The organism is Amycolatopsis minnesotensis, assembly GCF_039529815.1.
In the GTDB taxonomy this organism is placed as follows: Bacteria; Actinomycetota; Actinomycetes; order Mycobacteriales; family Pseudonocardiaceae; genus Amycolatopsis; species Amycolatopsis minnesotensis.
Window position 1 is genome coordinate 97,592 of the sequence record NZ_BAAANN010000034.1, and the last position, 10,657, is coordinate 108,248.

Annotated in this window: 11 protein-coding genes; 2 read left to right on the forward strand and 9 right to left on the reverse strand. The window is 68.1% G+C overall.

Annotated features, from left to right (window positions below; genetic code table 11):
* Nucleotides 1-9 precede the first annotated feature (9 nt).
* Nucleotides 10-810, forward strand: a complete 801-nt coding sequence (locus ABD256_RS33900) for a transglutaminase-like domain-containing protein (RefSeq protein WP_344428605.1) — start codon at nt 10-12, stop codon at nt 808-810.
* Nucleotides 811-812: 2 nt separating this feature from the next.
* Here the strand turns inward: ABD256_RS33900 and ABD256_RS33905 are convergent, their stop codons facing one another.
* From ABD256_RS33905 to ABD256_RS33930, 6 genes are all read right to left on the reverse strand, one after another.
* A complete protein-coding gene (locus tag ABD256_RS33905; protein WP_344428607.1) occupies nt 813-1,979 on the reverse strand; it encodes an acyl-CoA dehydrogenase family protein in 1,167 nt (388 codons plus the stop codon).
* Nucleotides 1,980-2,033: 54 nt separating this feature from the next.
* On the reverse strand, nt 2,034-2,186 hold the full coding sequence (locus tag ABD256_RS33910; protein ID WP_344428609.1) for a hypothetical protein: 153 nt from the start codon (nt 2,184-2,186) through the stop codon (nt 2,034-2,036).
* Nucleotides 2,187-2,284: 98 nt separating this feature from the next.
* Nucleotides 2,285-2,941, reverse strand: a complete 657-nt coding sequence (locus ABD256_RS33915; RefSeq protein ID WP_344428611.1) for an O-methyltransferase — start codon at nt 2,939-2,941, stop codon at nt 2,285-2,287.
* Nucleotides 2,942-2,965: 24 nt separating this feature from the next.
* Nucleotides 2,966-3,790, reverse strand: coding sequence for an ABC transporter ATP-binding protein (locus tag ABD256_RS33920; RefSeq protein ID WP_344428613.1), 825 nt, complete (start codon nt 3,788-3,790; stop codon nt 2,966-2,968).
* Between the two features lie 88 nt (nt 3,791-3,878).
* The gene (locus tag ABD256_RS33925; protein WP_344428615.1) at nt 3,879-5,864 is read right to left on the reverse strand and encodes an SDR family oxidoreductase; all 1,986 of its coding nucleotides are present in this window, start codon (nt 5,862-5,864) and stop codon (nt 3,879-3,881) included.
* 79 nt (nt 5,865-5,943) lie between these two features.
* A complete protein-coding gene (locus tag ABD256_RS33930) occupies nt 5,944-6,144 on the reverse strand; it encodes a hypothetical protein (protein ID WP_344428617.1) in 201 nt (66 codons plus the stop codon).
* Between the two features lie 179 nt (nt 6,145-6,323).
* Between ABD256_RS33930 and ABD256_RS33935 the strand changes: the two genes are divergently transcribed.
* A complete protein-coding gene (locus tag ABD256_RS33935; RefSeq protein ID WP_344428619.1) occupies nt 6,324-7,547 on the forward strand; it encodes an NAD(P)/FAD-dependent oxidoreductase in 1,224 nt (407 codons plus the stop codon).
* Here the strand turns inward: ABD256_RS33935 and ABD256_RS33940 are convergent.
* The 3 genes from ABD256_RS33940 to ABD256_RS33950 all read right to left on the reverse strand — a co-directional run.
* Entirely contained in the window at nt 7,533-8,384 is an 852-nt protein-coding gene (locus tag ABD256_RS33940) for an NsdA family TPR-like regulatory protein (protein ID WP_486303470.1), read from the reverse strand. The genes ABD256_RS33935 and ABD256_RS33940 overlap by 15 nt on opposite strands.
* Nucleotides 8,385-8,484: 100 nt before the next feature.
* Nucleotides 8,485-9,495 (reverse strand): NsdA family TPR-like regulatory protein, encoded by a 1,011-nt coding sequence (locus tag ABD256_RS33945; RefSeq protein WP_344428623.1) that lies wholly within the window; start codon nt 9,493-9,495, stop codon nt 8,485-8,487.
* A gap of 491 nt (nt 9,496-9,986) precedes the next feature.
* Nucleotides 9,987-10,657, reverse strand: a 671-nt coding sequence (locus ABD256_RS33950) for an HNH endonuclease signature motif containing protein (RefSeq protein ID WP_344428625.1), incomplete at its 5' end; no start/stop codon positions are given.

The window sequence follows — 10,657 nt, forward strand, 5'->3', positions numbered from 1 at the left end:
GATGGCGGTATGTCCCCGCTGTGCCGCCTCGAAACGGAACTGTCCCTGCAGATCACCAAGCCGGGCCGGGTGGCGCTGTCCGTCGCGGTCTCTTCGCCCGTGCACGAGGAGCTGACCCTGACCGGTCCGGCGGCGACGGGCGGGCGCCCACCGGTCGTCGAGTTCCGGCACGGCACCAGGGTGCACCTGCTCGACCTCGCCGCAGGCGGGCTCACCATCGCCTACCGCGCCGAGTGCGCGCCCGGCGCGGCGGAGCCCGAACCGGTGAGCGAGCACGACCTGATCCTCTACACCCGGCCGAGCCGGTACTGCCAGTCCGACCGCTTCCTCGCGATGGCGACCGCCGAGTTCGGCGCGCTCGACGACGCCCGGTCCAAAGTGGACGCCATCGTGGACTTCGCGGCGCGGCGGCTGTCCTACGTGATCGGATCGAGCCGCTCGTCCGACGGCGCGATCGACACGGTGCTCGCCGGGGCGGGGGTGTGCCGCGACTACGCGCACGTGTGCGTCGCGTTGTGCCGCGCGCTCGACATCCCGGCGCGGTTCGTCGCCGTGTACGCGCCCGGACTGTCCCCAATGGACTTCCACGCGGTGTTCGAGGCCGCGATCGACGGGCACTGGTACGTCTTCGACGCCACGCACCTCGCCCCGCGCGCGAGCATGGTGCGCATCGCCACCGGGCGGGACGCGGCCGACACCGCGTTCCTCACCACGCTCGGCGCCGAACTGGACCTGACCGCGACCTCGGTCGGCGCCGTGGCCGCGCCCGTGCTCCCGGCGGAGACGAGCGGGCTCGTGGCACTGAAATAACCTCAGCGGAACGCGGCGATCCCGGTGACGGCCTGGCCGAGCGAGAGCGCGTGCATCTCCTCGGTGCCTTCGTAGGTCAGCACGGTTTCGAGGTTCGCCATGTGCCGCATCACCGGGTATTCCAGGGAAATCCCGTTGGCGCCGAGCATCGCCCGCGCGGTGCGCGCGACCTCCAGCGCCGACCGGACGTTCGCGAGCTTGCCGAAGCTGACGTGGTTGTGGTGCAGCCGCCCGGCGTCCTTCAGCGCGCCGATCCGCGTCGCGACCAGCCCGGCCCGGTTGACCTCCACCACGAGATCGGCGAGCTTGCGCTGGGTGAGCTGGAAGCCGGCGAGCGGCTTGCCGAACTGCTCGCGGCTCAGGGTGTAGCCGAGCGCCGCCTCGTAGCAGGAGCGCGCGGCGCCGACGACGCCGAACAAGATCCCGTACCGCGCTTCGTTGAGGCAGCTCAACGGTCCCCGCAGGCCGCGGACCTCCGGGAACGCCGCGTCGGCCGGCAGGCGGACGTCTTCGAGCACCAGTTCCGCGGTCAGCGACGCGCGCAGCGACAGCTTGTGCTTGACCTCGTTCGCGGTGAACCCCGGCGTACCGGCCGGCACCACGAACCCGCGTACGCCTTCGTCGGTCTGCGCCCACACCACGGCGACGTCGGCGACGGTGCCGTTCGTGATCCACATCTTGGTGCCGTTCAGCACCCAGTCGCCGCCGTCGCGGCGGGCGGCGGTCCGCATGCTGCCGGGGTCGCTGCCCGCGTCCGGTTCGGTGAGGCCGAAGCAGCCGAGCGCCTCGCCGGCGGCGAGCTTCGGCAGCCACTCCTGCTTGTGCTCCTCCGAACCCCAGCGGTGCAGCGCGTACATGGCCAGCGAGCCCTGCACGGAAACGAAGCTCCGCAGCCCCGAGTCGACGGCCTCCAGTTCGCGGCACGCGATGCCGTAGGCGGTGGCCGTCGTTCCCGCGCAGCCGTATCCCTCGAGGTGCATGCCCAGCAGGCCGAGCCCGCCGAAGCCCTTGGCCAGCTCGCGCGCGGGCAGTGCACCGGCTTCGTACCACTCGGCTACCTGGGGGAGCAGCTGATCGGCCGCGTAGTCCCGCACCGCGTCGCGGATGTCCCTGTCCTCGCTGCTGAGGTCGGCGTCGAGGTCGAGGAAATCGTGCGGGTTCGGGCTCATCGCGTCCGTCCTTCTCGTCGGGTACTCCTGTGGAGAGCCTAACGAGCGGCGCGGCTAGCTGGCGTCGAGGAGTTTCACGTCACCGCAGCGCTGCGCGGGGATGGGCGGGAGCACCAGTGCTTCGGTGACGATCGCCGGGAATTCGACGCTGTCGACATCCGCGCACCACTCGGCGAAGAGCTCTTCCAGGCGACGGTCGGGATCCATCTGATTCTCCTGGGCGGCAGCCGGGAAGCCCGCTTCTTGAGCTTCTCTGCGAGGTTCTCTACCCAGTGCGGGTATCACTCAAACGTGGGTGACATGGATCACTCCCGGATGATCGCGACGGTGCACCCGTCGTAGCCCTTCGCGCCGACGGTCTGCAGTGCGGTGGCCTCCGCGCGCGGCTCGGCCTCGATCAGGTCGTGCAGTGCCCGAACCCCTCGGACGGCCTCGTCCTCGCTGGTCGCGTTGGCCACCGCGCCCTGGCGGACCACGTTGTCGACGACGATCACGGTGCCCGGTTTCGCCAGCCGCACGGCCCACTGGAAGTAGTGCGGGTTGTTCTGCTTGTCGGCGTCGATGAACACGAGGTCGAACGGGCCGGTCAGCGTCGGCAGGGTGTCCAGCGCGGGGCCGACCCGGATGTCGACGACCCCGCCGAGCCCGGCCTTCGCGATGTTCGCCCGCGCGACCTCGGCGTGCTTCGGGACGGCCTCCAGCGTCACCAGGTTCCCGCCCGGCGCGAGCGCCCGCGCCAGCCAGATCGTGCTGTACCCGCCGAGCGTGCCGATCTCGAGGATCGACCGCGCCCCGGCGAGTTTCGCCAGCAGGTTGAGGAACTTGCCCTGGTGGGGCGTCACCGCGATCTCCGGCAGACCCGCCGCCGCGCTGGCTTCGAGCGCGTGGTCCAGCGCCGGATCCGGCGGGAGCAGCTTCTCCGCGAAGTAGTTGTCGACGGCGGTCCACAGTTCCTGCGTCATGCCTTCGAACCTACCGCCGGACGATCAGCGGCGGGCCTTGGGAATGACGAGCGGGGTGCCGGTCTCCGGGTCCGGCATCACCTGGCACGGCAGTTCGAAGATCTCCTGCACGCGCTCCGCCGTGACGACCTCTTCCGGGGTGCCGGTGGCCAGGATCTCCCCGTCCCGCATGGCGATCATGTGGGTGGCGTAGCGCGCCGCGTGGTTGAGGTCGTGCAGGACCGCGACCAGCGTGCGCCCGCGCCCGTGCAGCTCGGCGCACAGTTCGAGGATGTCGATCTGGTGCGCGATGTCGAGGTAGGTGGTCGGCTCGTCGAGCAGCAGCAGATCGGTCTCCTGCGCGAGTGCCATCGCCATCCACACCCGCTGGCGCTGCCCGCCGGACAGTTCGTCGACGAGCCGCTCGGCGAGGTCGTCGACACCGGTGGCGCGCATGGACTCCTCGACCACCGCGGCGTCGTCGCGCGACCACTGGCGGAGCAGCCGCTGGTGGGGGTAGCGGCCGCGGCCGACGAGATCGGCGACGGTGATGCCGTCCGGGGCGATGGAACTCTGCGGCAGCAGGCCGAGCTTGCGCGCCACCTGCTTCGCGGGCAGCGAGCCGATCACGTCACCGTCGAGGTAGACCGTGCCCTTGCGGGGTTTCAGCATCCGCGCGAGCGCCCGCAGCAGCGTGGTCTTCCCGCACGCGTTGGGGCCGACGATGATCGTGAACGACTGGTCGGGGATCACCACACCGAGGTCCTCGGCGACGGTCCTGCCGTCGTAGGCGAGGGTGAGTGCGTCCGCGTGCAGGCGGGTTCCGGTGTCCTGCCGCGGCTTGGTGATCGTGTCTACGGTCTGCTCCACATTGGTTAGGCTAACCTAGCGACCCCGGATCGGGGGAGGCCGTGTGCGGACCGTTGCACTCGGGGCCGTTGCACTCGGGACCGTTGCGTCAGGACAGTCCTCGCACGACGCTCGCGACCACCGAGCTCAACGGCCCCTGCCGCTTGCCCCGCCCGCGAAGCTCGGGTGCCGATTCGGGCGCCACGCGGTAGACGAGGTGGGCGATCGCGCGCGCGGTCCGCGGCGCGACCCTGGTGGCGAGCTCCATCGCGGTGCCCTCCGGCCGGTTGACGATCTCCTTGCGGGTTTCGAGCGCCTTCACCACCAGCCGCGCCGCGCTCTCCGGGCTGCTCGACGGCAGCGTCCGGTAGATACCGGTCGGCGCGATCATGTCGGTGCGCACCAGTGGCATCCGCACCGAGCTGAACGTGACCCCGTCGGAGAGCAGTTCGCGCCCCGCGGCGAGCCCGAACTCTTCGAGCGCCGCCTTCGACGCGAGGTAGGCCGAGAACCGGGGCGTGTCGGTCTGCAGGCCCTGCGTGGTGACGTTCACGATGTGGCCGAAGCGGCGCTCCAGCATGGACGGCAGCAGGCCGAGCACCAGCCGGACCGGGCCGAAGTAGTTGATCGCCATGGTGCGCTCGAAGTCGTGCGCGCGCTCGGTCGAGTAGCGCAGCGAGCGGCGGATCGACCGGCCCGCGTTGTTGACCAGCATGTCCACCGCGCCGTGTTCGGCGAGCACGTCCTTGACGAGCGCGTCCACGGCGTCCGCGTCGGTCAGGTCGCACTGGTAGGCGTGCGCGTCGCCGCCGGTTTCGATGATGCCGCGGCGAACCTGGTCCAGCTCGTCCGCGCGCCTGGCGACCAGGAGCACCTTCGCGCCCCGCTCGGCGATCTGCACGGCACTCGCGGCACCGATGCCCGAGGACGCGCCGGTCACCATGACCACCCTGCCGCGCAACGGATTCCCCTTCGAGCCGCGGCGCGCGCGGTACGGGTCGAGGTGCGCGCGCCAGTACCGGTACAGCGGGCCCGCGTACTCGCGCAGCTCGGGCAGCGTGATGGCACTGCCGGACAGCGCGGTGACGGTGCGCGCGGTGTCGAAGTCCACCGCCATGCTCAGGTGCGGCAGGACCTGTGCCGGCACACCGAGTTCGGCGACCAGGGTTTCGCCCGCCTCGCGCCCGCCTGGCACGCGGTCGAGCGCGCCCGCGAGCAGCTTCACGGTGCGGGTCCCCGCTTTGCGGAACACGGCCGACGCGCCGGACGGCAGCGTCGCGCCGATCCTGGGCGCCCCGGCTTCGCGCGCGAACGCGTTGTAGACCTCGGTCAGCGACTGCGGCCGCGGCGACCCGAGGTGGTAGGTGGCTCCGGCCGGCGCCTCGCGGTGCATGAGGTAGTTCATCGCGTCGACGACGTAGTCCACCGGGACGAGGTTCGTGGCGCCGAGATCCGGCCCGGCCAGCGGCAGCCGCGACGGCAGCGCGCCGAGCCGGGAAATGGTCGGCAGGAAGTAGTAGGGCCCGTCGATCTTGTCCATCTCGCCGGTGTGGGCGTCGCCGACGACGGCGGAGGGCCGGTACACGCGGAACGGCACGGAACCGTTCTCCCGCACCAGTTTCTCCGCCTCGAACTTGGTCCGGTGGTACGGCGAGGCGAACCGCTGGCCGAGGTCGAAGTCGGACTCGGTGAACCGGCCTTCGTGCGTGCCCGCGACGGCGATGGACGAGACGTGGTGCAGCAGCCCGGCGTTCGCGGCGGCGGCGAACGCGAGGACGTTCCGAGTGCCTTCGACGTTCGCGGCGTGGTTGGTGTCGTCGTCGGCGGTGAAGTCGTAGACCGCGGCGAGGTGCACGACGTGGTCGATGGGGTCGAGGGTGGCGGGGTCGATGCCGAGCCCCTTCTCGGTGAGGTCGCCGACGACGGGGACCAGCCGTCCGCGCTCCGGCCAGCCTTCGGCGATTTCCGCGAGGCGGCCCTCCGAGGTCTCCCGCACGAGCGCGTACACGGTGGTGGTTTCCGGCCTGGCCAGCAGTCGCGCGGTGAGGCGCTTGCCGATGAAGCCGGTCGCTCCGGTCACGAAGTAGCTCGTCATTTTGCTCGACACCCTTTGGCACGTGGTCAACGAACGGCCCGAGCTTACCTACTCATGAGTAGTAATGCGAGCGGCGGGGTCAGGCAGGGTGCTGGGCGACCGCGACCACCGCGTCCCGCAACGCGGCGCGCAGCCTGCCGACGTCGAGCGGTGCGAGCACCGCCGCTTCTCCCGGTGGCGCCACGATGACCACCCTGTCGCTGCTCACGAATACCGTCAGGTCCCGGCGACGTCCGGCCAGATCCCGGCAGCTGACCGACCACTCATCCCTCGACGACACGTTCTCTCCGCCTTCCCGATAGGCCCAAGATTGGTGCGTTCCGGGCGTGTGACGTGGCGGTGAGCGGGGTGTGACGCGAAGCGACGAAAAAAACTACCGATGAGTTTCGCCGGGCTGACGAGAGGTACCGGCGGCGGTACTGTCCCCACGCGGATGTTCACGTGACGTGGGAGGTTTCCATGACCGGGCCCAACCGAGTGGTGATCGTCGGAAGCGGTTTGGCCGGTGCGACCGCGGCCGCGAGCCTGCGAGAACGCGGTTTCGGCGGCGAGGTGCTGGTCCTGGGCTCCGAAGCGCATCGGCCGTACGAACTCCCGCCGCTGTCGAAAGGCGTGCTGCTCGGCGACGCCGATGAGCCCGATTGGGTGAAAGACGAGGGCTTTTTCGCCGCCGAGAACATCGATCTGCAGCTCGGCACCACGGCGACGCGGATCGAACTGGGCGCCCGGCTCGTGCTGGACGCGAAGGGCGGCGAGCACCGCTACGACCGCCTGCTGCTGGCGACGGGCTCGCAACCGCGCGCGGTTCCCGTGCCGGGCGGCGACCTGCCCGGTGTCCGCACCCTGCGTTCGATCGACGACTCGCTGGCGCTGCGGTCGGCGTTCGAGTCCGCGGGCAGGGTGGTGATCGTCGGCGCGGGCTGGATCGGCACCGAGGCCGCGGCCGCCGCCCGCAAGCACGGTGCCGAGGTCACGGTCGTCGACCAGGTCGCGTCGCCGTTGCAGGCGGTGCTCGGCGACGAGGTGTCCGCGGTGTTCCGGGACCTGCACACCGAGCACGGCGTCACGTGGCGGCTCGGCACCGGCGTGGCCGAACTCGTCGAAGGCGACCACGGCGTCGGTGCCGTTCGCCTCACCGACGGCACCGAGCTTTCCTCGGACGTGGTGCTGGTCGCGGTCGGCGCGGCCCCGCGCGTTTCGCTCGCGCACGTCGCGGGCCTCGAACTCGCCGACGACGGCGGCGTGTGCGTCGACGCGGGTCTCCGCACCGCCGCGCCGGACGTGTACGCCGTCGGCGACATCGCGTCGCATTTCCACCCCCGCTACGGAAAACGCGTCCGGGTGGAACACTGGGACAACGCGAAGGGCCAGGGCGCGCACGTCGCAGGCAACCTGCTCGGCGAGCACGATCCGTACCTGAAGGCCCCGTACTTCTTCTCCGACCAGTACGACCTAGGCTGCGAATACCGCGGCCTGGCCGACGTCGACACCGACGAGGTGGTGATCCGCGGCGACCTCACCGCCCGCGAGTTCATCGCCTTCTGGGTGCGCGGCGGCCAGGTGCGCGCCGCCATGAACGTGAACCTGTGGGACGACGGCGACGCGCTGCAACGCTTGGTGGACAACGACATCCAGGTCACCGCGGACGCGCTGAAGAACGGCGACCTGTCAAGCCTCGGCTAACCGGCGACGGCGACTCGCCCACTCGCTGGCCTGCCAGCCGGGCGGCATGGCTTCCAACGCTTCCTGGGCTACGCGCCGCGCTTCCTTCGCGTCACCCAACGCGTGCAGGACGAAGGCGCGTTGCCCGCGGAAGAATGAAGAAACGTACCAATATCCCGATCCTGGGAGCGGTTCGTCGTCGTCCGCCAAGCGTGTCACCAGATTCTCGGCCTCGCTCAAGGTCTTCAGCGCTTCGTTCTTGCTGCCGACACGTGCGAGAACTTCAGCGCGCTGGAAGGTGACGTACGTCCTCAACCCCAGGTGAACACGTTCGTCTCGCGCCGCCGCTTCGTTCAACGCCTCCGCGCTGCTGAGGTCAGCCCGCCGAAGATGACGGTATGCGGAGAACGACAGCGCTGTGCTCAGCCTGAAAGCATCATCGGCTTCCAGCGCGAGAACGCTTGCGCGGTCCAAATGCGTGCGCGAGTCGGTCCACCGACCCATCGGGATGCTCAGCCAGCCAAGGTACTGCTCAAGCTCACTCAGCAACCCGACGGCCGTCTTTCGCGTATTTCCTTTCGCGTTCTTCGCCAGCTCCGTCACCGTGGCGCGTTGAGCGAGAACGTTCGGCAGGACTGTGGACGCGCTCGTGAAGTCTTCGAGCTGCCGCAGGTGCGCCAGTGCATCAGCGACCGCAGTCAACGCCCTGGCGTCCGTGTGCAGGCGTCCCGAAGCAGCAGCGGAGACGCGTTCGGCTTCTTCGTCGGGTGAGAACCCGAGTTCGGCCTCGGTGGCGTTGAGAAGTTCGCGCAGTTCCCTGCGGACGTCTTCGCGCGGACACTCGTTCACCCTGTTCAGGGTACCTTTTCCCGCTACTTCTGCTGGAGCTTTCCTGGCCGGAGGGCGACAACCAGGTCACCGTGGACGTGCTGAAGAAGGGCGACCTGTCGAGCATCGGCTAACCGGCGAGCCTGCGCCACCGTTCGGCCCACTCGCTGTCCGCCCAATGCTCAGGAAGGACGCTCAATGCTTCCCGAGCTTTGGTTCGTGCTCCTTCAACATCACCAAGGGCGATCAGGGTGAAGGCTCCTTGCCCGACGAAAAACTCCGGCGTGTAGTAGTAACAACTCGCCGGAGTTTCTTCGTCGGGTTCGGGGACGTTGGCAGAAAGATGCTCAGCTTTCGACAGGGCGGCCAAGGAATCTGCTTGCTCCCCACTTTTGGCAAGAATCTCTGCACGCTGAAATTCGCCATAAGCACGTAGGCCGATGTAAGTACGTGTGTCACGGCCTGCAGCTTCGTTCAATGCTGCTGCGGTAGCGAAGTCACGTTCGCGAAGATTGCGATAGGCGTTGAAGGACAGTGCGTGAGCAAGACGAATCGGGTCATCAGCTTCAAGCGCAAGTGTCGCGGAACGGTCGAGATGTACGCGGGAGTCGTTCAACCTACCGATCGGGATGCTCAACCAGCCGAGGTACTGCTCGAGCTCGCTGAGTAAACCAACGGCAGTCTTTCGAACGTTTCCCTTCGCATTTTTCGCTAGTTCTCTGACGGTGGCTCGCTGAGCGAGAACGTTGGGCAGGACCGTGGACGCGCTGGTGAAGTCTTCGAGTTGCCGCAAGTGCGCCAGTGCATCAGCGACCGCAGTCAACGCCCTGGCGTCCGTGTGCAGGCGTCCCGAGACGGCAGCGGAGACCCGTTCGGCGTCATCGCTGGGAGCAAATCCAAGTTCAGCTTCTGTTGCGCCCAACAGTTCGCACAGTGCCCTGCGCACGTCTGCGCGCGGGCATTTGATCACCCCGCGTTCAAGCTTTCCCAGTGCGTTCCCGTCGAAGGGTGAATACCTGCGTTTCGGATCGTGCTCAGTGATCCACTGTGCAACGAGAGACGCGAGTTCATCCCTGCCCATTTCCCCGGCACGAAGGCGTGACGGGGTACGTCGTCGCGCCGCCCGCAGACACTCGTTCACCTGCTCATTGTATGTCTTCCCCATCTTCCCCTCGATCTTCCCTGCCCGGTGCGTGAGCGCGCGGCCACGCTGGGCGCACAGCCGATAGACAGGGAGGTGACCAGGGCTTATGAGTTGGCGACGCGACATGCACGGAGGCATCGAAGACCCGGACGGCAACGGTCCGGTCGAAGACGATGAGTGATCGATGGCGTTGGGTGAACAGCGGCGGAGGCGTGTCGCATCTACTCGATACGCCCCTACCGGCCGACGGAGTGTTCGTGGAATTTCTGTGCGGGGCCATCTGGAAAGCCAGTCGCAAGCGCTACAACAAGGTCTTGTACCACTGCTCCGGTTGTGCCGAACTTTCCGAAGGGATGAGCGGCGATGGCTAAATCGCCTCCTGAAGAGTTCGAGGATCGCATACAGATCAGGATCGCTCGGTTGAAGTACCACCCGGACAGGAAGGTTCGCAATCAAGCTCGGGCGTGGCTGCGCGAGCATGGGCTGGATCATCTGATACCCGACGTGAAATTCCCTCGGCAGAAGCCGGCGGGATCTTCGGTGTAGCGGCGGCCGTTGGGTGCGGTGACGGTGAGAACGCCGGTTTGACTATCGGTGGTGAAGGTCCATCCGGGTTCGTCGCGCAGTTTGTGGTGCACCCGGCACAACGACCGGAGGTTGATCTTGTCGGTGCCGCCGCCGTCTTTCCATGCCTGCGCGTGGTCGAGGTCGGTGTACTGGGCTGGCCGGTTGCACCCCGGCATGCTGCACGTCCGATGGGCGGCTTGGAGATACTTTCGCATGCGCTTCGAGGGCCGGTAATTCTTCCGGCCGAGGGCGACGGGCAATTTTGTCATCGGTTCGGTGATGATGCGGTTCCACACCGAGTTGGCGTCGAACGCGATCTCGCGGGCCAGCTCGGGGGAGATTTCGCCATACCCGGTCAGTTCGGCCGGGTTGTCGCGCAGGCCCATGAGTGTCGGCAGGTCGATGTGTACGAAGATCTGCGCTTTCGGCTTGCCCGCGCACCCGCCACCCAGGCACCGCTCGACCAACGAGTCCAGGCGCAACTGATCCATGGTGCAATACCAGTAACTTAGGCGACGTTGATGCGCAATGTGATGGTCGGTGCCGCGGCGATGTACCCCTTGGGTGAGTCTCGCCGCCTGGACGGGTAACG

What these genes read in the sequence shown, in the direction of transcription:
- ABD256_RS33925 (WP_344428615.1), bottom strand. Translation starts at nt 5,864, where the DNA reads ATGACGAGCTACTTCGTGACCGGAGCGACCGGCTTCATCGGCAAGCGC.
- ABD256_RS33915 (WP_344428611.1), bottom strand. Translation starts at nt 2,941, where the DNA reads ATGACGCAGGAACTGTGGACCGCCGTCGACAACTACTTCGCGGAGAAG.
- ABD256_RS33910 (WP_344428609.1), bottom strand. Translation starts at nt 2,186, where the DNA reads ATGGATCCCGACCGTCGCCTGGAAGAGCTCTTCGCCGAGTGGTGCGCG.
- ABD256_RS33905 (WP_344428607.1), bottom strand. Translation starts at nt 1,979, where the DNA reads ATGAGCCCGAACCCGCACGATTTCCTCGACCTCGACGCCGACCTCAGC.
- ABD256_RS33900 (WP_344428605.1), top strand. Translation starts at nt 10, where the DNA reads ATGTCCCCGCTGTGCCGCCTCGAAACGGAACTGTCCCTGCAGATCACC.
- ABD256_RS33935 (WP_344428619.1), top strand. Translation starts at nt 6,324, where the DNA reads ATGACCGGGCCCAACCGAGTGGTGATCGTCGGAAGCGGTTTGGCCGGT.